The following is a 19,757-nucleotide window of genomic DNA, read 5'->3' on the forward strand; positions in this document are numbered from 1 at the left end:
GGCGGGACCGCAGCCCCGGGTCGCTCAGGCCGCGGCGCGGGGCTCCTGCCCGGACACGGCCGGCACCACGGGCGGGCGGGGAGCACCGCCGGCGGGCTGCGTCACGGGCGCGGCCGGGCCGGCGGGCGCGGCGTGCAGGGCCGCCTTGGCCTCAGCGGCGTAGGTGTCGACGTACTCCTGCTCCGACAGCTTCAGGATCGCGTACATGATCTCGTCCGTTACCGCGCGCAGGATCAGGCGCTCGTCCTGCATCCCCGCGTAGCGGGAGAAGTCCAGAGGGGCGCCGAAGCGGATGGTGACCGGGGTCAGGCGGGGCAGCAGACGCCCGGCGGGCTGCGCCTCGAAGGTGCCGATCATGGCGCAGGGGATGACGGGGACACCGGCGCGCAGGGCCATGGCGGCCACGCCGACCTTCCCCTTGTACAGACGCCCGTCGTGGGAGCGGGTGCCTTCGGGGTAGATGCCCAGCAACTGGCCGCGCCCCAGCACGTCCAGGCCGCTGTCGACGGCCGCCTGGGCGGCGTGGCGGCCGGAACGGTCGACCGGGATCGCACCGATCCCACGGAAGAAGGCGGCCTTCAGACGGCCGATGGGACCGGGGGCGGTGAAGTACTCCTGCTTCGCCAGGAACGCGATCCGACGCTTGATCATCACCGGCATCAGGAAATGATCACAGAAGGACAGATGATTACCCGCGATGATCGCGGGACCGGTGTCCGGCAGGTACCGGCGCCCCTCGACCCGCGGTCGGAACACCCACCGCAACAGCGGTATCAGCACGATGGACTTGAACAGGTGGTAGAACACGCCGGCTTCGTCCCCTTCATCGCCCGAGAGACCCCCGCGCCGACGCACGCTAGTCCGCGACAGGGATCAAAAGGGAGAGGGACTATTGAGCCATGTCCGGCCCCGGCCCCGGAGAAGCCGGACCGGCGGGCGCGGACCCGGAAGCGGCGGACTTGGCGGGGGTCGTGCGGGCGCCGGGCGCGGGGGTGGTGGGTGGGGACTTGACCTCCAGCATCGGGATGAAGATCTGCGCCAGCGGGCCGATGGCCAGCGCGTAGATCAGCGTGCCCACGCCCAGCGTGGCGCCCAGGGCGAAGCCGATGACCAGGACGGTCAGCTCGATGACCCAGCGCACGCCGCGGATCGAGTGGCCGCGGGCGGCCCAGCCGGTCATCAGTCCGTCGCGGGGGCCGGGGCCGAGGTTCGCGCCGATGTAGGCGCCGGTGGCGACGCCGTTGAGGAAGACCCCGCCCAGCAGGAGCGCCCACCGGCCCCAGAGGGAATCGGGGGTGCTCGCCCAGATCAGCAGCAGGTCCATGGACGTGCCCACCAGCAGGACGTTGCACACGGTGCCCAGGCCCGGGCGCAGCCGCAGGGGGATCCAGAGCAGCAGCACGGCGGCGCCGATGAGGTTGGTCCAGATCCCGATGCTCAGACCCACGGTGCGGGTCAGGCCCTGGCTCAGGGCGTCCCAGGGCTCCACGCCGAGGCCGGAAAGGATCACCATGGCGTCGCTGACCCCGTACAGGACCAGCCCCAGCAGCAGCTGGGTCAGGCGACGGGAGGGCCGGTCGGGGATCAGATAGCGGCCGACGGCGCGCAGCCGCCCGCCCCCGCGGCTGGGGGTGGGGGTGCCCGGGGGGCGGGAGGGCGTGGGGGTCATGGGGACTCCTGGGACCTTCGAGGGCCGTGGGAAGCGGGCATCAGGGCGTGCGGGCGCACCACCGACCGGGCCCGGCCCGCGGCGGAAGCCGGGGCCGGGGTGGGGGCGGTGAACCAGCGGCGGACGGCCTGGAGGTAGGGCGGAACATCCATCAGGAAGGCGTCGTGCCCGGCGGGCGCGCTCTCCTCGTGGAAGTGGCCGCACTTCACCCCTGCCTCCGCGAGCCGGCCGGCGATGTGGCGGCTGTGGTCGAAGCCGAAGAGCCGGTCCGAATCGAAGCTGAAGAGGTGGACGTCCGCGCCGGCCAGCGCCGCCGCGTCGTACGGGGTGGCGAAGGCGTCGAAGGCGTCCATGGCGGCGGTCAGGTACAGATAGCTGTTGGCGTCGAAACGGGCGGCCAGTTTCTCCCCTTGGTACTCCATGTACCGCTCCACGGCGAACGGGCCGCGGGCGGGGGCGGCCAGGTACCCGCCGGCGGTGGCACCCATGGCGGTCGTGGGCGGGGAGAGGCGGCGGGCGAATTTCGTCTGGAGGGAGGGCGCGGACATATAGGTGAGGTGGCCGATCATGCGGGCGATGCCCAGTCCGGTGTCGGGGGGTGCCTGGGGGTCGTAGCGGCCGCCGGCGTAGCGGGGGTCGGCGCGGATCGCGGCCCGGCCGATGGCGTTGTAGGCGAGGTTGTCGGCGCTCAGCCGGGCGGCGGTGGCGATCAGAGCGTAGCGGTCGGCGTCGGCGGGATGGCGCAGGAGCCATTCGAGCGCCTGCATGCCGCCCAGGGAACCGCCGACCACGGCGTGGAGGCGGCCGATGCCCAGCCGGCGCAGCAGTTCGCGGTGGACGGTGACCATGTCCGCGACGGTGACCGCCGGAAAGGGCACGGGAAAGGCGGACGGGGTGGCGTCCGGGGCGGGGCCGGCGGTGCCGGAGCAGCCGCCCAGGACATTGGCGCAGATGACGTGGTAACGGTCGGTGTCCAGGGGACGCTGCGGGCCCACCATGGCGTCCCACCAGCCCGGGGCGTCGGTGTCGTCGTGGCGGGCGACATGGGAGTCCCCCGTCAGGGCGTGGCAGACGAAGACGGTGCCCTCGGCGTCGGCCGGGGGCGGCCCGTAGCGCTCGTAGGCGACGGGCACGCCGATGAGGGAGCCCCCGCCCGCCAGCCGGAGCGGGCGGGCGGGGTCCTCGAAAAGGGTCAGGGTGCGGGCGTGGCGGGGGACGGTGACGGTCATGCGCGTCCCCCCGCCCGCCGGGCGGCCGCGGCACCGAAGGCGGTGAAGAGGCTCTTGGAGACCGGGTCGGAGGCGGCGTACCACTCGGGGTGCCACTGGACGGCCAGGGCGAACGCGTCCGCGCCGGTGACGGAGGCGGCTTCGATGACGCCGTCGTCGGTGACCGCTTCGGTGTGCAGCCGGGGAGCGAGGCGGTCGATGGCCTGCTGGTGCAGGGAGTTGACGGTGACGGTGGGGTGTCCGGTGAGCTGGTGCAGGAGGCCGCCGGGGGTCAGGGTGACGGGGTGGCGGGGCAGGTACTGGGCGTCGCGGGGCAGGGTGAGGTCCTCCCGGTGGGCCTCCCCCAGCGCGGTGCCGGTCAGGTCGCGCAGGGTGCCGCCGTAGGCGACGTTGAGTTCCTGGAGGCCCCGGCAGATCCCCAGGACGGGCAGGCCGGCGTCGACGGCCCGGGGCAGCAGGTCCAGGGCCAGGGTGTCGCGTTCGGGGGCGCGGGGGCCGGGGGCGGGCGGGACGCCGTAGTGGCGGGGGTCGACATTGGACTCGTGCCCGCCCAGGACGACCGCGTCGAATCGGTCCAGGACCGTGGGCAGCCAGGGGGCCGGGCCCTGGATCAGGGCCACGGCACAGCCGGCGACGTCCTCGAGCGCGCGGACGTAGGCCTGGCGGACGGCGGCGTAGGGGACGCCGTCGAGGGTTTCGGTGAAGCAGGCGAGCGCCACCAGCGGGGTACGGGCGTGCCGGGCGCCGGCGGGCGCCGGAGCGGTACGGGCGCCCGTGCCCGTACCGGCTCCCGCGCCCGCCCCGGTGCCGGGGGACGTGCCCGCGTCGGAGGGGGTGTGAGGGGTGCTCATATGGCGTCCAGGGCCTGGCCGAGGTCGGTGAGGATGTCGTCGATGTGCTCGACGCCGACCGACAGGCGGATGGAGCCCTGGGTGACGCCGGCGGCGGCGAGGTCGGCCTCGGGGAGCTGGGCGTGGGTGGTGGAGGCCGGGTGGGTGGCCATGGAGCGGACGTCACCGATGTTGGTGACGTGGGAGACCAGGCGCAGGGCCTCGATGAAGCGGCTGCCGGCCTGCTGGCCGCCCTTGAGCTCGAACTGGAGCAGGGGGCCGGTGTTGCCGCCCAGGTAGCGGCGGACCCGGTCGGCCTCGGCGCCCTCGGTGAGGCTGGGGTGACGGACCTGCTCGACCAGGGGGTGGCCCTGGAGGTACGCGGCGACGCGCGCGGAGTTCTCGCCGTGGACGCGCATGCGCAGCGGGAGGGTCTCCAGGCCCTGGAGGAGGAGGAAGGCGTTGAACGGGCTCAGGCAGGGACCCAGGTCGCGCATGAGGGTCTCGCGGGCCTTGAGGAGGTAGCCGCTGCGGCCCAGCCCGCCGCCGAGCTCCTTGCCCGTGCGCGTCCACACCACACCGCCGTGGGCGGCGTCGGGGGTGGTCATCAGCGGGTGCCGGGCGGCGTGGGCCTCCCAGTCGAAGGTACCGGCGTCCAGGATGAGGCCGCCGAGGCTGGAGCCGTGGCCGCCGATGTACTTGGTGGCGGAGTAGACGAGTATGTGCGCGCCGTGCTCGATGGGGCGCAGGACGTGCGGGAGCATGGTGTTGTCCAGCACGAGGGGGACGCCGTGGGCCTCGGCGAGCTGGGCGACCTCCTCGACGGGGAACAGGCGCAGGCGGGGGTTGGGCAGGGTCTCGCCGAAGTAGGCGCGGGTGCGCTCGTCGGTGGCGGCGGCGAAGTTCGCGGGGTCCTCGGGGCTGACGAAGCGGGTCTCGATGCCGAACCGGGCGAAGGTGTTGGCCAGCAGGTTCCAGGTGCCGCCGTAGAGCTCGTTGGAGGAGACGATGTTGTCGCCGGCCTGGGCGAGGTTGAGCAGGGCCAGGGCGGTGGCGGCCTGTCCGGAGGCGGTCGCGAGGCCGGCGACCGCGCCGTCGACGGCGGCCATGCGCTCTTCGAGGACGTCGCAGGTGGGTTGTTCAGGCGGGTGTAGGCCTGACCGTCGGTCAGGAGGTCGAAGATGCCGGCCGCGGCGGCGGTGGAGGGCAGCTCGTAGGCGGCGCTCTGGAAGATCGGGGTGATCATCGGCGGGTTGAGGCCCATGCGGGCCTCGAAGCCGCCGTGGATGGCCGCGGTCTCGGGCCGGGCGAACACCTTCGGCGCGAGCCCCGGACCGGCGTCGGAGGCGGTGGAGTCGGCGGCGGGGGTGGTGGGGTGGTCATGCTGCGGCATCGTGGGTCTCCTGGGGGTGCGTACCGGCGGAACCGGAAGCGGGCGAGGACGTGGACGAGGAGGTGGGGGTGGGGCCGGGGTTCTCGGGGGTCATGGAGCGGATGATGGCGCTGATGGCGCTGGGCTGGTTCTGCGGCCCGCGGGTGAACAGGCCGCCCACCTCGGCGTCGGCGGCGGCGTAACCGGGGTCGCGCATACGGATCTTGTGGGCCTCGGGCAGCTTCCAGAACGGGGTGCGCGGGTCGAGGTGGTGCTCGAGGTGGTAGTGGTCGTTGTGGATGCCGGTGAGGAACCTCTCCCACGTCCGGCTCTTGCGGTTGCGCGTCATGTGCAGGTCGATGTTGGAGTCCCGCACCAGCGGGGTGTGCTCCGACAGCTCGATGTACCAGCCGAGGATCTGGAAGCTGGTGAGGTAGGGGATCACCCAGAACAGCAGCAGACCCAGCAGCCAGCCCCCGTACCAGGCCAGGCCGACGACGACGGCCCAGAAGAGCCAGAACCCGATCCGGTCCGCGGCGCGCTTGCGGCGCTGGACGGGCGAGGCGGCCTCGGGGCGCTTGTCCTCGCCCTTCAGGACCCGGTACCGGTTGCGGACGAGGTAGCGCAGGTAGGCCCAGGTCTGCGAGCCCAGCAGCGGGATGATCACCACACGGCGGACGTAGGCGGCGGTGGAGTCCCGCCGGTAGGCGCCCTGTTCGATGAAGAACCGCAGGTCCGGATCGGCGTCCGGGCTGCCGAGCTTGGGGTGGTGGGTGTAGACGTGGGAGACCTTGTAGGCGTAGTGCTGCTGGAAGATGGGGTAGGCGGTCAGCACCGTGCCGGCGAACATCTGGAGGCGGCGGTTCTTCACGCCCACACCGTGCGCGCAGTCGTGGAGGATCGTGGAGAGCCCGCGCTGGCGGGCCCCGATGATCAGGACGGCGATCGGGTAGGTCCAGTAACTGCCGTAGACGCACAGGGCTATGCACGCGGCGATCCATACGGCGTCGTGGACCCAGGCGAGGAAGACGTGCCAGTTGTCGGACTGGTTCAGCGCGCGCAGGTCACGCTCGACATCCGGCTGAAATCGGTACATACGGTAGCGTTTTCCACTGTATGCCCATGAGGTGGTTTCCGTACTCACAACAGGCTCCTGGTACTCGGGGCAGGCCCGGATCCGGCGGGCGGACAAGAAGCTGACAGGCCAGGGTGGGGGGTGGAGGGTGCACCGGGCATGGGAGACAGCCCGGCCACCGGGGACGAGAGGGACGTACGGGCTTCCCGCACCGCCCGGGAAGCCGGGGCGGTGCGGGACGTGGCAGGCGTACGGGACGCGGCGGGCGCCGTCGTCCCGTCGGACGCGCGGGTCGTGCGGGGCGTGCGGGGCGCGGAAGGCTCAAGGGGCGCAGGGGGTACGGGGGGTGGCGGAGGGCGGAAGAGTTCCACGCTGTCGGGGTTGAGGCGGTAGCCGGGGCGCCCCTGGATGACCGTCTCGGGGCCGATCGGGCAGGTGGTGGCCTCGGCGAACCGGTCCTGGCACACGGCACGGAAGCGGCGCACGGTCTGCGCCAGCGCCGCGGGGGTGCGCCCCGTACGCGCGGAGAGCTCGCCGGCCGAGAGGAACGGCACCTCCTCCCCCCGCTCCCCCGCCCGTACGAACTCCTCCCCAGCACCCGCAGCAGCTGCGTCAGCGGCGCCGGGGTGACGCGGTGGATCGTGATCCCCTCCACCGACAGCAGGTTTCCGTAGAAGGCGACTTCCAGCCGCGGCGACCGCGCGCCCCGCACCGCCGCACCGTCCGGGCCGGCGGGAGGCAGGGGGCCGGCGGGGTGAAGACCGGCGGCACAGAGCAGGTCAGGGGCGGCGCAGGCCGTGCGCAGGGCGGTGTAGGAGGCCAGGAGCCGGGCGGCCTCCTGACCGGAGGACGCCTGGAGGTAGGTGACCGCGGTACGCAGCAGACCGGGGATCCGCGGGCGCAGCTCGGCGACGTAGCGGGTGACCCACTCCACCGTGGCCGCGGTCCCGTACAGGCGGGCGTGCACCACCGCCGCGTCCAGCAGCGCCACGTCGCCGTGCACGAGCAGACCGGCCCGGCCCAGACGGGCGCGCAGCGCCACGGCGGTGGCGACCAGATGGGCGGAGGTGACCTGGACCCGGCTGCTGCGCAGCATCCGGTGCCACCACCCGTCGGCGCCCAGGTGCACCTCCCAGGGAGCGCCGGGGGCCGCGTAACGGTCGGCCAGGTGCCGCAGGATCCTCGGGTAGGGGGAGGCGGCGAAACCCGCCCACCCGAAGGACATCAGGTCCACGGCGGCGGCGAAGTCCTCCGCGGACCGGTGCCGGCAGGCCTCGACGAGGAACTGGCTGGTGCGCACGTAGCGCAGCAGCATCTCGTGGTCCTCGGGCGTCAGCGCCCGGGGCCGCAGGCCCACGGGCCGGGTGAAGGCCGAGGCGGCCCCGGGGCCCGTCGCGGGAGGCAGCGTGGTGAACACCTCCTCGACGAAGCGCCGTTGCTCCTCCCCCACCGCCGCGGCCCGCCGCACCTGCCCGGCCATCAGCTCGGCGAGGATCACGTCCGTGAACAGCCAGGCGGCGTCCGCGCGGTAGGCGGAGGCCTGGTACCGCCTCGACGCATCCCGTAAGAGGTCCGCCGCCCGGGCGGCGCGGCCGGCGGCGGCGTACCGCAGACCACGCTCCCGGCAGATGAAGGAAGTCACGGCGAACTCCCCCGCGCCGGGCACGGGAGCGGTCCCGGCCCTGGGCCCGGGGACGGAAGTGGCGCCGGATCCGGAGGCGAGGACAGGCGTGGGGCGGAAACGGTGCCGCTCCCCGGGGTGGTGGCCCCGGCGTCGCGGTCGGATCCCGGGCCGGCGGCGCCGGCGGGGTCCAGGCGCGCGGCCAGGGCCGCCAAGGCGGCGGGGAAGACGGAATCGGGGTAGCCCGGCCAGCCCTGCCCGAGGTGGTCGGCCACCTCGGCCAGCAGCCGCGGGGAGCGGGCGGCGACCGCGGCGTCCAGGAGTCCGATCAGCTCACCGGCACGCGGCAGACTGCGTCCGGTGCACAGGAAGGACCGTTCCTGGTACCGGCTGGACACCGCCAGGAGAGCGCCGGTGACCGGCGGCCCGCCCCCGGCGTACGACCCCACGGCGGCCAGGACCAGCAGCCGGGCCACCTCCCGCTCCTCGGCCTCCAGCAGCTCAGGGCCGGACAGCTCGCACACCGGGCCCAGGTCCGGCGGCACCTGCCGCGCGACCTGCTCCTCGAGCGCCCGGTGGACGCCACGCAGACCTTGCATCTGTCGTCCTTCACCTGTCGGCCTCACGGCACAAAGGGCAACCGGGCCCACCCCACCAAGAGAGGGGCGCGCCCACGGGGGACTTGCCTGTCACGAGTCGTACGAGATGGTGCGCTACAGGGGTTTGCGGGGGTTCAAGGGTCGAGTACCGGTCAGGACTGTGGTGGGGGGCGAGGCCGGGTCGTGGGCGGTGGCTGGACTGTCGAGGGTGCGGTGGGTACGTGCTGTACGGGGGGCAGGCCCGCCGTGGGGCGCGACGGGGCCCCGGACGGCGACCAGAGGCCCGTATGTCATCTGGACCACGCAAGTTGCCTGCCAACCGGCAGTCTAGGGCGCCCAGTTGACACGTAAAGAGGATCTTGGCGATCTGGCCTGTTCCCCTCCCCGATACAGGAGGTACCGCTTCCACCTCGTGAGGCGGGAGTGGTGGATGAAGGGTGATTCGTTACGGCTCGCTCCACTGTGGACGCCGGCACTGAGCCAGACGCCGCCGCCTGCCCCAGGGTTGCCACGCCTGTGGAACGACCGCCAAACCTTCCGGGCACAACAATTTTCGGTCAACTGTTCGCCACTTGAGTGGGCGAAAACGGCCGAACGAGGCCACCGGGAGCCGCACGCACCCGCCGCCCGAAGCCGGCAGCCCGCCCCCGGCTCACTCATCAGCGCGGCCGGATACCGGCCGGTCGGCCGGTGCCACGTTGAGAGCTCAGGGCTCAGGAGTCAGGGCTCAGATCTCGGATCCACGCCCCGGTACAGAAATGCGGCCCGGCAGCCAACAGGCTGCCGGGCCGCACGGATCCGTGTTACTTGCTGATCGCGAAGCGCATCAGAGCGTGCTCGTCGCCCTGCTTGATCTTCCCCGTCACGTTGATCACTTCGAGCTTCCAGCTGCCGCCGACACGCACGGCCTTGGCCACGGCGCAGCCGTTGTCGCTGCTGAGCAGGCTCGGCCAGATGTCGGCGACCTGCTGGGAGCTGCCACCGCTCGCGTCGTACACCTTGAAGCTGATGTTGCGCGCCTTCTGGAAGGAGCTGCCCTTCTTGTACGCGGCGGCGACGAAGACTATCGAGGTGATGTTCTCCGGAACGCGCGCGAACTCGACCGTCACCGTTTCGTCGTCGCCGTCCCCGCGACCGGTCTGGTTGTCTCCGCTGTGGACCACGGAGCCGTTACCCATCGGGTCGAGGGAGTCCAGGCCCGCCAGGCGCACCGGGTCCGCGCCCTGCATCGCGATGGCGATCAGGTCGAGGTCGGTGCCGGTCTTGCGGCGGAGCACACCCATCACGCCGCCGCTGCTCCCGCCGGTGGGGTCCCAGGACACCCCGATGGACAGGTGGGTCACACCGTCCAGGTCCGCCGGGCCGTCTTCCTTCTTGAGCGTAATCATGCGTGGAACACCTCTTGCTATACGAGACTGCAACACACAGAGTGTGCCTGGAGCCTCTGGCGCCCCTCACACCTGGTCCGCTAATTTCCGTTTCCTCCCGCATTGCTTCCTGCGAGGCGACCGCCGACACGGCCCGGAGCGCCCCCTCTTACGCGTCAGGCCGGGTGGAAACCGGGCTGTCCCGCCTGGGTGACGAGGCTGGCCTCGGTGGCCAGGGGCGCGCCGGGGCGGGTGACATACGGCAAGGTGCGGTAGTCGGCACGGGCGTGCGTCGGGGTCAGGGTGAGCACGACGTAGCCGCGGCGTTTGGCGTAGTAGGACATGTGGGGGTTGGCGGCGAGGAGGGCCGCCCAGTCCTCGGGCTTGTCCATGCCGTCGCCGTTGCTGGAGATGGACGTGCCCAGGATCTCGACGCCGACGGTGGGCGAGCGGAGGTCGTCGAAGTCCTTCTTGATGTCCATGGCGAGGTGGATGTGGGAGTCGCCGGAGAGCACGACCAGATTCCCGGCGCCTCTGGCCCGGAAACCGTCGAGGACGCGTCGGCGGGAGGCGGGGTAGCCGTCCCAGGCGTCCATGGACAGGCGTGAGGGGCCACTGACGGTGAGCCTGCGCCGGGAGAAGGCCACCTGCTGGGCGACGACGTTCCACGTCGCCGCCGAGGCGTGGAAGCCCTCCAGCAGCCAGCGCTCCTGCTGGTGGCCGGGGAGCGTGCGCGCGGGGTCCTGCGAGGCGGGTCCCGGGTACTGCCAGCCGTCGCCGTAGGCCTGGTCCGATCGGTACTGCCGGGTGTCCAGCACGTCGAACTGCGCCAGGGTCCCGAACCGCAGGCGCCGGTACAGGCGCATCTCCCGCCCCTGCGGCGCCTGGGAGCGGCGCAGCGGCATGTTCTCCCAGTACGCCTGGTAGGCGGCCGCGCGGCGTTGGAGGAATCGGCCGGCGTCCTCGCCGTCCTGGGGGACGCCGGCCGCGTAGTTGTTGGAGACTTCGTGGTCGTCCCAGGTGACGCACCAGGGGTGAGCGGCGTGGGCGGCCTGGAGGTCGGGGTCGGTCTTGGCCAGGGCGTAGCGCAGGCGGTAGTCCTCCAGGGTGGCCAGCTCGTGGCCGAAGACCTCGGGCAGCCGGCTGCCGGCGGGCAGTTCGCGCGCGCCCGCCCGGGGGTCGATGGCGTTCTCGTAGATGTAGTCGCCGACGAAGAACACCGCGTCGAGCTCTTCCCTGGCCAGATGCGCGTGGGCGGTGAAGTAGCCCTCGTCGTACTGCTGGCACGAGGCCAGCCCCACTCTCAGCCGGGACACCGTGGCGCCCGGGGGCGGTGCGGTACGGGTGCGGCCCACGGGGCTGGTCCAGGATCCGGTGCGGAACCGGTACCAGTAGTCGCTTCCGGGGCGCAGGCCACGGACGTCCACGTGCACGCTGTAGCCGTTCCTGGCGTCGGCGACGGCGAGGCCGGTGCGCTCGGTGTCCCGCAGGTGCTCGTCGCGGGCGATCTCCCATTGGACCGGTACCACCGCGGCGGGGGGCAGCCCGCTGCCCGGTTCGTAGGGGCGGGGGGCCAGCCGGGTCCAGAGCACGACGGAGTCGGGCAGCGGGTCTCCCGAGGCCACGCCCAGGGTGAAAGGGAAGCCGGCCGGTGTCACCCGCCTCTGTTCGGCGTGGGCGCGCGGCATGCCGGCGAAGGCTCCCGCCGAGGCCGCCGCGGCCAGGGTCAGGAAGCGGCGCCTGGCGTGCCTCCCGCCGCCGCGCGGGTGTTGCCGTCCCTGTTCCTCCACCATGTGCTGGTCCCCTCCTGGCTCGGCGCCGGACTACCGCCGGAACCTACCCATTCGCGCACCGGACCTCACCCGCTTCCTCACGAGTCCCCGGCGGCATCCAGGAGCGCACCCGCACACAACCAGCGCATGGCCAGGCAAGGACAACCCGCCTTCCGCTGGATGCCGTTGCGGCCTTGCCGGATGTTCGTCTCCTTTTCACCGCCACAGCGGCCCGGGCCGCTGTGGCGGTGCGCTGCGGCAGTGGTCCCATGCGGCCCGCGACGGGCGGCGCGGGATCAGCGGTCCTGTCCGCCGGTGCGGTGGTGGACGGTGGGCCGCCGGTCCGCGGGCCACAGCAGCAGCAAGTGCTCCTCTGTCCCGGTGTCGCCGACGCGCGCGTGGAGGCGCAGTCGCCACCAGGCGGGCTCGCCGGTGGGGCAGGGGACGGGGAGGGGCTCGGGCGCGTCCTCGGGCACGGGGCCGGCCATGATGCCGAGGGAGGAGTCCCGCTCGTCGTCCTCGGTGGGCGGGTCGACCAGGATGCTGACCTCGTCGACGGCGTCCCAGGGGGCCGTGTCCAGCGCGGGTTCGGTGTCGTGGACGCGGGCGGTGAGGTGGACATCGGCCCACTCGGTCGCGGTGGTCACGGCCAGGAGGCCGCCTCCCGCGGAGACGTGCACCAGCGTACGGTCGTCGCGGTCGGCCACTTCGCCGACGAAGCGGTCGAAGTCCTCGGTGCCGCCGGACGCAATCCAGTAGCCGGTCTCGACGAACACCTCGCGGGTGCTGGCGCTCATGGAATGCCCCTTCCTCTCTCGGGCGCGTGCGACAGGGGTGGCCGGTACCCGCGGCTCGCGGTACCGGCCACCCCATCGTGGTGCGGTGGTCAGCCAGGGTCACACGCCGACGTACACGTAGTACGGGTCTCCGTTGAGGACACGGTTCTCACGGTAGAACGTGGCGAGGAAGCCGCCCTGGGTCTGGTTCTCCTTGTCGGGCACCCACATGGTGCCCCGGTTCGGCTTGGCGAGCGCGGTGCCGCCCTCCTTGGTGGAGGCGAAGGGGTACTCGTCGCACTGCGGCTTGGGGAAGGGCAGGTTCGTCGGGGGCTTGGTCCTGGCCGGGCAGACCGCCTCGCGGTTGGCGGCGATCTTCTTCCCGTCGGTGATCCGGTGCAGCGGCCGGCCGTAGTTCGGGGAGCCGATGTGGATCCCTTTGGACTGCACGTTCCGGATGTTCTCGCTGATGTACGGGAGCAGCCGCTGGTTCGTCTCGACGGCGGGGTGGGTGCGGAAGACACAGCCCGGGGGCTTGGAAAACTGCGGCTTCTTCGAATAGAACTTGTCGTCGCACCGGTAGACGGACGAGTTGTAGGCGAGGCTGCCCGGGGTGAAGCCCGGCTTGGTGAGCGAGAACGTGTAGCGGGACATGCTGTCGCGCTGTGTGTACCGCTTGACCGTCGCCTGGTACGCGGTGCGGGCGGAGGGCGCCGACGAACCGAGGGTGAAGGGCTTGAGCCCCGGGGTGGCCTTGCAACCGGAACCGCAGGTGGTGCCGAAGACAGCCCGGATGCCGGAGGCGTTGCCGACCAGTCTGGCCTTGGTCGTCCTGACCGTCTCCGACCAGGCCGTCTTGTTGATGTCGAGGCTCATGACGTGCTGGACGGTGAAGTGCGCCGATCCGACCGGCCTGCCGTTGCGCAGCACGTTCACGGTCGCGTTGACCGTCTGACACGAGTGCGTGCGGCTCCACACGCTGGTGTTGCCGGGCGGCGGCACCGGGCACTTCAGCTCTCCCGCCGCCAGGGCGGCGCCGGCCGTCACCGGGGTGAGCGAGACCTCCAGCCGGTCATCGGACGGCGCGGCCTGCGCGGTACCGGCCAGGGCCGTCCCCAGCAGCACCATCCCGGACGCGACTACCGCCGCGTTCTTTATTCGCATGTCAACTTCCTTTCCCCGTAGGCCGGTTCACCGCTCGGTGAACGACCGCCAGCGAGCCTGGCACCACGGGGCACACCACCCCCACCCCTGCATCACGCCCTGGCCGATTCCCTCCCCCGGCATGTCCGATTCCGTCCCCGCCCCACCGGGCGCACCCGCCCGACGGGCAACACAGCGAGCGCACACCACTCGGGCCGCCGGGACACGGGGTCCCGCGTGGCCGGGATGCGGTGCCCGCGAGGCTCAGGTCACCGGCCGTGCCCTTCGCCCCGGCCGGTCCGGGCGGGGTCGGCGGCGTGGATGAGCTGGCGGAGCGCCCCGTAGTAGACCTCGTGGTCGACCACAGCGGGCAGGATGACGGCGAGGTTCCCGGTGAGCGCGGGGAACTCCTCCGGATCGAGGGCGGCCAGCGCGGTCCGGGTGGCGGCCTGCGCGGCCTTCGGGTCGCGGTGGTCCACGAAGCTCGCGCTGCCGAGAGTGAGCAGGTACATCCGCCGGTAGCCCGTGATCGCCTCTTGCGGAGTCATGCCGGCCGCGAGGGAATCGGCGAGCTGCGGCTCCACCAGGCGCTTGAGCAGCTGCGGACCGAGCCAGGGCCGGCCGCCGCGCAGGGTGAGGAGACCCGGGTGGGCCGTCAGCAGCTCGTACAGCCGCCGGAAGCGGGTCTCGGTGGCGTCGGCCCATGGGGTGCCGGACGGGATGTTGGGCAGGCCGGCGGCGAGGTGGTCGGCGCACAGGTCGAGGAGTCCGGCCAGGTCGGTGCAGCGGCGCTGGATGGTCGCGTGCGCGATGCCGAGCCGGGCGGCCAGGGACCGGAAGCTCAGGGCCGCCGCGCCCTCTCGGTCCACGATCAGCAGGGCCGTCGCGGCGATGCGTTCGGGGGTCGCGAGGTCCAGGGAAGCGGATTGCCTAGGCATGCGAGCCAGCGTACGGTACAGCGTATCGTTCACGGTAGGCTCACTCGGAGGCGACAACGTGTCCCGCACGGCGCTCGACCCCCTGCTCACCGCCGTGGACGCTCCGGCGGGCTTCATTCACCGGCACCCGGCCGATCTCGCGGTCGACGCCCTCTCCGCCGTCCGCGTCCCCGGCTTCCCGGGCCACCGGACCTGCGTGCGCCAGGCCGACCGGGCACCGGTCCCCGCGGGGCGGCGACCGTGCGACACCCCCGACGCGAGCCGGCCGACCGACGGACAGCACCGCAAGATGTCCGGCTGCCGGCCCGAGACCCCCGAGCGCTGCCGACAGGCGGGCCTGCGGCCCGGCCTCGGCGGCGGACCGACCCCCACCCCTGCGAGCCGCCGCGCCGCCCGGCCCCGCCCCGTGCGGCGACGGTCCGCCTCCGCGTCGCCTCTCGCCCCCACCACCGCGGGGCGGGCTCATCGCCTGCCCCGGCCCTCTCCCCGCAGGAGCAAAGAAGTGCACCAGCTCACGTACGGCGACATCACGGCCGCCGCCGACCGGATCGCCGGACGCGTCCGCACCGTCGCCCTCGCCCCGGTGGAGCCCGACGCGATCCGCGCCGCCCGCCACGGCGACGGACCGGGCCTCCCGGGTGACCGGCCGGAAGAGTCCTGCGAGGTCTGGCTGGCGCTGGAGTTCATGCAGCACACCGGCTCTTTCAAGGCCCGCGGCGCCCGGAACTTCCTCCAGGCGCACCACGACGCCGGGACCCTGCCGGCCGCCGGGGTGACCATCGCCTCGGGCGGCAACGCCGGGCTCGCGTGCGCGTGGGCCGCCCGGCAGCAGGGCGTCACCGCCACCGTGTTCCTGCCCACCACCGCCCCGGCGGTGAAGGTGGCCAAACTGCGCGGCTACGGCGCCGACGTCCGGCTGGTCGGCACGGAGTACGCCGAGGCGCTGGCCGCCTGCGAGGACTTCGCCGGCACGACCGGGGCGCTCGCCTCACACGCCTACGACCACCCGCTGATCGCCGCCGGGGCAGGCACCCTGCTGGAGGAGATCCGCCGGCAGGTCCCGGGTCTGGACACCGTGGTCGTCTCGGTCGGTGGCGGTGGCCTGTTCGCCGGGGTGGCCACCGCCGCCCGGCACCACGGCATCCGCACCGTCGCGGTGGAGCCGGAGAACTGCCGCGCGCTGAACGCCGCGCTCGAGGCCGGCCGCCCGGTCGACGTCCCGGTGGACTCGGTCGCCGCCGACTCCCTCGGTGCCCGCCGCGTCTCCGCCATGGCCCTGCACGCCGCCCGGCAGGACGGTGTGCGGTCCGTCCTGGTGCCGGACGCCGAGATCGTCCGGGCCCGCCAGGCGCTGTGGGACGACCACAAGGTCGCCGTCGAGCACGCCGCCGCGACGGCCCTCGCCGCGCTCACCTCCCCGGGCCGCGGCTACCGGCCCGGCGGTGGCGAGAGGATCGCCGTGGTCCTGTGCGGCTCCAACACCGACCCCGCGGACCTCGTGCGCCGGACCTCCGGGAGCTGACCGGCGGTCCGAAGGGGGCTGCCGGGCGGGGGGATCCGTCCGGCAGCCCCCTTCGCCATGCCGCACTCACCGCCGCTACGCGCCGCTGCCCCAGGGCGAGGGACGGGCCCGGCCCGCCGCCCATGAACGACGCCCGCGCCGATCGGTTACTGACCGGCATGCAATTTATCCGAAATTGGTAAATATTGCGGCGAAAGCTGTACCCTCGCGTGATCACGCTCGGCAGGGCAGCAGGCACCTCAAGCCCGCCGCGCAAGCCCATGTACCACCGGTCGCGGGGAGAGCCTCCATCCTTCGGGTCATTCGTCTGCCGTTGCCCAGCCCCGACCGGACGGCCGTGTGGGCACCGGCGGTCGTCGCGCTCGCCCTCGGACTGTGGGGGATCACGGGACCCTCGGCATGGACCGACGAGGTCGTCACCATGGACGTGGCCCAGCGGTCCGGGTCGCAGCTCATGGAGCTGCTGGGGAACCTGGACGCGGTACACGGTCTGCACTACGTACTGATGCACCTGGTCGGGCAGGCCGTCGGGGTCGGCGAGTTCACGATGCGGGTGCCCTCCGCGGTGGCGGTGGCCGTCGCGGCAGGGGGCCTCGCGTGGCTGGGACGGATGCTCGGCGGTCCGCGCCTGGGCCTGTACGCGGGGCTGCTGCTCGCCGTGATGCCCACCGCGTCGCGGTACGCGCAGGAGGCCCGCTCGTTCGCCTTCGTCATGGCGGTGGCGGTCCTGGCCACGGGCGCCCTGGTGAAGGCCCTGTCCGGCGGCCGCCGGTGGGCCGCCGGCTACGCCGTGCTGATCGCGCTGCTGGGCTGGTTCAACGCGATGGGGTTGCTGCTGGTGGCCGCCCACATGGTCACGGTGGTCCTGCGGCGTCCCGGCCGCCGCGTGGTCGTACGCCTGTTGTCGGCCCAGGCCGCGGGCATCGCCGCCGTCGCTCCGCTGCTGGTCCTCGGCTTCTCCCAGCGCTCCGCCGTGGGCGACGTGGCACCGGTCGCCGGCGGAACCCCGTACAACTACCTGACCTGGCTGCTCACCCCCGGCCAGGACACCCTCCCCGCCGCCCTGAAACTCCTGCTCACCCCCACCGCCCTCGCCGCCGTGGCCCTCCTCGTGGCCCGCCGGCACAAGGCCCCGCCCCTGGTCCTCGCCGTCGGCGCGCCCTGGCTGACCGTGCCGCCGCTGGTCCTCATGGCCGCCTCCCTCGGCCAGCCCCTCTTCGCCTACCGCTACCTGCTGTTCTGCCTGCCGGCCCTGGCGCTGCTGATCGCGGCGGCCGCCACCGTCGCCCCGCTTCCCAAGCGGCTGTTGCTCGGACTCCTGCTGGCCGTCCCGATGGCCGTGTCCCACCTGGCCGTCCGCCAGCAGGACAGCCGCCCCTGGGACACCACCGCCGTGATCACCACACTCGACGCCCGCGCCGCCCCCGGCGACGGCGTCCTGTTCAGCGGCGCCCGGTGCGACCTGATCGCCTCCGCCGCCCCGGAGACCTTCGCCCACCACCCCGACCTGGGCACGGCCGAGACGGCCGCCGAGCGCGGCACCCTGGACAGCCTGCCCGCCGGCCCGGCCCTCCTGGACCGACGCCTCGCGGCCGCGTCCCGCGTCTGGCACATCACCTGCCGGCACCTCTCCCCCGGCGCCCGCCGGGCCGGCGCCCGCACGGCGGCGTCCCAGGAAGAGGCGCTCGCCCGCGCCGGCCTGTCCCCGGCCCACCACCGCGGCGCCCGCGGCCTGGAGATCACCCTCTACCGGCGCTGACCCCCAGCCGGGCGGCCACTCAGCCCTGCCGGGCGCCTTCGAACAGCTCACCGGCCTGTCGCGACGCCGAGTCCCCGAGCCCGGCGCCCGGCGTGCCGGACGCCCGGAGCGTCCGCCGGGGGCCGGCCTTCCCGGCCCGTTAAATCGTTTCGACCGTCCCCGCCCCCGTTGCTAAACTGCCACCAATATTGATCATGCGTTGAGGAGACGCCGGACATGGTGATGGACGACGACATCTCCGGGTGACCACCCGGACCCGACAGGCCACCGGCCGGTGCGCGGAAGCGCCGCCGTCGTGGCTTCGTTGTCGTCTCCTCGTTCCCTTGTCTGCTGCCGAGGCAGAAGTCTCATCCCTGCCTCCCTCCTCATGAGGTCACCTCCATGTCCGGCGTTTCCGTCGTCTGCTCGAACCTGTCCTTCACCTGGCCCGACCGCACCCCCGTCTTCCAGGGCCTGTCCTTCACCCTCGGCTCCGGCCGCACCGGTCTCGTCGCGCCCAACGGCACCGGCAAGAGCACCCTGCTCAAGCTCATCGCCGGTGACCTGCGACCCGGCACCGGGTCGGTCTCCATGACCGGCACCCTCGGCTACCTCCCGCAGAGCCTCCCCCTGACCGGCGACCTCACCGTGGCCGAGGTCCTGGGCATCGCCGCGATCGTCCGGGCCATCGACGCCGTGGAGTCCGGGGACGCCGACGAGAAGCACTTCGCCACCATCGGCGACGACTGGGACATCGAGGAACGCACCCGCGCCCAGCTGGACCGCCTCGGCCTGGCCGGCCTCGCGCTGGACCGCACCCTGCACACCCTCAGCGGCGGCCAGGTCATCTCCCTCGGCCTCGCCGCCCAACTGCTGAAGCGGCCCGACGTCCTGCTGCTCGACGAACCCACCAACAACCTCGACCTCGCCGCCCGGCACAAGCTCTACGACGCGCTGGCGGACTTCAACGGCTGCCTGCTGCTGGTCAGCCACGACCGCGCCCTGCTCGACCGGATGGAACGCATCGCCGAACTCGACCGTGGCGAACTCCGCTCCTTCAGCGGGAACTTCACCGCGTACGAGGAGACCGTGCGGGCCCAGCAGGAGGTCGCCGAGAAGAACGTCCGCAACGCCGAACAGGAGCTGAAGCGGGAGAAGCGGGAGATGCAGCTGGCCCGTGAACGCGCCGAACGCCGGCAGAGCAACGCCTCCCGCAACCTCAAGAGCGCCGGGCTGCCCCGTATCTTCGCCGGCAACATGAAGCGCGGCGCGCAGGAGTCCGCCGGACGGGCCGGGCAGATGCACGCCGGCCGGATCGACGAAGCGAAGGCCCGGCTGGACGAGGCCGGGCGCGCCCTGCGCGAGGAGCAGCGCATCACGCTGGACCTGCCCGCCACCCATGTGCCCGCCGGACGCAACCTGTTCTCCGGCGAACAGCTCCGCGTCCGTCTCGGCGACAAGGACGTCTTCGCCGGCGACGGCGTCGACCTGACGGTACGGGGACCGGAACGCATCGCGCTGACCGGCCCCAACGGCGCCGGGAAGAGCACCCTGCTGCGTCTGCTCAACGGCGACCTGGCCCCCGGGGGCGGCGAGCTCAAGCGGGCCGGCGGACGCGTCGCCTACCTCTCGCAGCGCCTCGACCTGCTGGACCCGGACCGTACGGTCGCGGAGAACTTCGCCGGCTTCGCCCCGGAGCGGCCGGAGGCGGAGCGGATGAACCTGCTCGCCCGCTTCCTCTTCCGGGGCGACCGCGCCCATCTGCCCGTCGCGGTGCTCTCCGGCGGCGAGCGGCTGCGCGCCACCCTGGCCTGCGTACTGTGCGCCGAACCGGCCCCGCACCTGCTGCTCCTGGACGAGCCGACGAACAACCTCGACCTGGTCAGCACGGGCCAGTTGGAGAGCGCCCTGAACTCCTACCAGGGGGCCTTCGTGGTGGTCAGCCACGACGAGCGGTTCCTCCAGCGGATCGGTGTGAACCGGTGGCTGCGGCTGGCCGACGGCCTGCTGACGGAGACCGGGGCCCCTGAGGCGTGAGCCCACACGCCGACCTGATGTGACGGGCGTGTGAGCCGGCGGTGGCCGCCGGCTCACACGCCCGGCCGG

General features: G+C 72.9%; 16 protein-coding genes. 3 read left to right on the forward strand and 13 right to left on the reverse strand.

Translation table 11 applies throughout. From position 1 onward, the window contains the following. Positions 1-24: 24 nt before the first annotated feature. The 13 genes from SMD11_RS01185 to SMD11_RS01245 all read right to left on the reverse strand — a co-directional run bounded on the left by SMD11_RS01185 (position 25) and on the right by SMD11_RS01245 (position 14,391). Entirely contained in the window at positions 25-807 is a 783-nt protein-coding gene (locus SMD11_RS01185; protein ID WP_087924611.1) for a lysophospholipid acyltransferase family protein, read from the reverse strand. Positions 808-889: 82 nt separating this feature from the next. After that, positions 890-1,669, reverse strand: coding sequence for a YczE/YyaS/YitT family protein (locus SMD11_RS01190; protein ID WP_234365835.1), 780 nt, complete (start codon positions 1,667-1,669; stop codon positions 890-892). Next, on the reverse strand, positions 1,666-2,898 hold the full coding sequence (metX, locus tag SMD11_RS01195) for a homoserine O-acetyltransferase MetX (RefSeq protein ID WP_087924612.1): 1,233 nt from the start codon (positions 2,896-2,898) through the stop codon (positions 1,666-1,668). The genes SMD11_RS01190 and metX overlap by 4 nt, the downstream gene beginning before the upstream one ends. After that, entirely contained in the window at positions 2,895-3,749 is an 855-nt protein-coding gene (locus tag SMD11_RS01200) for a gamma-glutamyl-gamma-aminobutyrate hydrolase family protein (protein ID WP_087924613.1), read from the reverse strand. Before SMD11_RS01200 ends, metX begins: the two co-directional genes overlap by 4 nt. Further along, positions 3,746-4,837 carry an O-acetylhomoserine aminocarboxypropyltransferase/cysteine synthase family protein gene (locus SMD11_RS01205; protein ID WP_234365836.1) on the reverse strand — a complete coding sequence of 364 codons (1,092 nt, stop codon included), beginning with the start codon at positions 4,835-4,837 and terminating at the stop codon, positions 3,746-3,748. Before SMD11_RS01205 ends, SMD11_RS01200 begins: the two co-directional genes overlap by 4 nt. Positions 4,838-5,107: 270 nt before the next feature. Beyond that, positions 5,108-6,196, reverse strand: a complete 1,089-nt coding sequence (locus SMD11_RS01210; RefSeq protein ID WP_234365837.1) for a fatty acid desaturase family protein — start codon at positions 6,194-6,196, stop codon at positions 5,108-5,110. Continuing rightward, entirely contained in the window at positions 6,165-7,817 is a 1,653-nt protein-coding gene (locus tag SMD11_RS01215) for a hypothetical protein (RefSeq protein ID WP_159395171.1), read from the reverse strand. Before SMD11_RS01215 ends, SMD11_RS01210 begins: the two co-directional genes overlap by 32 nt. Further along, on the reverse strand, positions 7,814-8,395 hold the full coding sequence (locus SMD11_RS01220) for a hypothetical protein (protein ID WP_087924616.1): 582 nt from the start codon (positions 8,393-8,395) through the stop codon (positions 7,814-7,816). The genes SMD11_RS01215 and SMD11_RS01220 overlap by 4 nt, the downstream gene beginning before the upstream one ends. 803 nt (positions 8,396-9,198) lie before the next feature. Beyond that, complete coding sequence (locus SMD11_RS01225; protein ID WP_087924617.1) at positions 9,199-9,783, reverse strand: TerD family protein; 585 nt, start codon at positions 9,781-9,783, stop codon at positions 9,199-9,201. 155 nt (positions 9,784-9,938) lie between these two features. Further along, positions 9,939-11,555: an alkaline phosphatase D family protein gene (locus tag SMD11_RS01230; protein WP_087924618.1), complete on the reverse strand. Its 1,617-nt coding sequence runs from the start codon at positions 11,553-11,555 to the stop codon at positions 9,939-9,941. A 275-nt stretch (positions 11,556-11,830) separates the two neighbouring features. Further along, the gene (locus tag SMD11_RS01235; RefSeq protein WP_087924619.1) at positions 11,831-12,331 is read right to left on the reverse strand and encodes a hypothetical protein; all 501 of its coding nucleotides are present in this window, start codon (positions 12,329-12,331) and stop codon (positions 11,831-11,833) included. Positions 12,332-12,430: 99 nt separating this feature from the next. Continuing rightward, positions 12,431-13,474, reverse strand: a complete 1,044-nt coding sequence (locus SMD11_RS01240) for a NucA/NucB deoxyribonuclease domain-containing protein (protein WP_087924620.1) — start codon at positions 13,472-13,474, stop codon at positions 12,431-12,433. Positions 13,475-13,722: 248 nt separating this feature from the next. Continuing rightward, positions 13,723-14,391 (reverse strand): TetR/AcrR family transcriptional regulator, encoded by a 669-nt coding sequence (locus tag SMD11_RS01245; protein WP_087924621.1) that lies wholly within the window; start codon positions 14,389-14,391, stop codon positions 13,723-13,725. 502 nt (positions 14,392-14,893) lie between these two features. On the opposite strand from SMD11_RS01245, the gene SMD11_RS01250 reads away from it, so the two are divergent. From SMD11_RS01250 to abc-f, 3 genes are all read left to right on the forward strand, one after another. Further along, on the forward strand, positions 14,894-15,913 hold the full coding sequence (locus tag SMD11_RS01250; protein ID WP_087930220.1) for a serine/threonine dehydratase: 1,020 nt from the start codon (positions 14,894-14,896) through the stop codon (positions 15,911-15,913). 313 nt (positions 15,914-16,226) lie between these two features. After that, positions 16,227-17,672, forward strand: coding sequence for a glycosyltransferase family 39 protein (locus SMD11_RS01255; RefSeq protein WP_234365838.1), 1,446 nt, complete (start codon positions 16,227-16,229; stop codon positions 17,670-17,672). Positions 17,673-18,053: 381 nt separating this feature from the next. Next, complete coding sequence (gene abc-f / locus SMD11_RS01260; protein ID WP_087924622.1) at positions 18,054-19,688, forward strand: ribosomal protection-like ABC-F family protein; 1,635 nt, start codon at positions 18,054-18,056, stop codon at positions 19,686-19,688. The last annotated feature ends 69 nt before the right edge of the window (positions 19,689-19,757 follow it).

This window comes from Streptomyces albireticuli, from assembly GCF_002192455.1.
Classification (GTDB): Bacteria; Actinomycetota; Actinomycetes; order Streptomycetales; family Streptomycetaceae; genus Streptomyces; species Streptomyces albireticuli_B.

What these genes read in the sequence shown, in the direction of transcription:
- SMD11_RS01230 (WP_087924618.1), bottom strand. Translation starts at nt 11,555, where the DNA reads ATGGTGGAGGAACAGGGACGGCAACACCCGCGCGGCGGCGGGAGGCAC.
- SMD11_RS01225 (WP_087924617.1), bottom strand. Translation starts at nt 9,783, where the DNA reads ATGATTACGCTCAAGAAGGAAGACGGCCCGGCGGACCTGGACGGTGTG.
- SMD11_RS01240 (WP_087924620.1), bottom strand. Translation starts at nt 13,474, where the DNA reads ATGCGAATAAAGAACGCGGCGGTAGTCGCGTCCGGGATGGTGCTGCTG.
- SMD11_RS01245 (WP_087924621.1), bottom strand. Translation starts at nt 14,391, where the DNA reads ATGCCTAGGCAATCCGCTTCCCTGGACCTCGCGACCCCCGAACGCATC.
- SMD11_RS01235 (WP_087924619.1), bottom strand. Translation starts at nt 12,331, where the DNA reads ATGAGCGCCAGCACCCGCGAGGTGTTCGTCGAGACCGGCTACTGGATT.
- SMD11_RS01205 (WP_234365836.1), bottom strand. Translation starts at nt 4,837, where the DNA reads ATGGCCGCCGTCGACGGCGCGGTCGCCGGCCTCGCGACCGCCTCCGGA.
- SMD11_RS01200 (WP_087924613.1), bottom strand. Translation starts at nt 3,749, where the DNA reads ATGAGCACCCCTCACACCCCCTCCGACGCGGGCACGTCCCCCGGCACC.
- metX (WP_087924612.1), bottom strand. Translation starts at nt 2,898, where the DNA reads ATGACCGTCACCGTCCCCCGCCACGCCCGCACCCTGACCCTTTTCGAG.
- abc-f (WP_087924622.1), top strand. Translation starts at nt 18,054, where the DNA reads ATGTCCGGCGTTTCCGTCGTCTGCTCGAACCTGTCCTTCACCTGGCCC.
- SMD11_RS01210 (WP_234365837.1), bottom strand. Translation starts at nt 6,196, where the DNA reads ATGTACCGATTTCAGCCGGATGTCGAGCGTGACCTGCGCGCGCTGAAC.
- SMD11_RS01190 (WP_234365835.1), bottom strand. Translation starts at nt 1,669, where the DNA reads ATGACCCCCACGCCCTCCCGCCCCCCGGGCACCCCCACCCCCAGCCGC.
- SMD11_RS01220 (WP_087924616.1), bottom strand. Translation starts at nt 8,395, where the DNA reads ATGCAAGGTCTGCGTGGCGTCCACCGGGCGCTCGAGGAGCAGGTCGCG.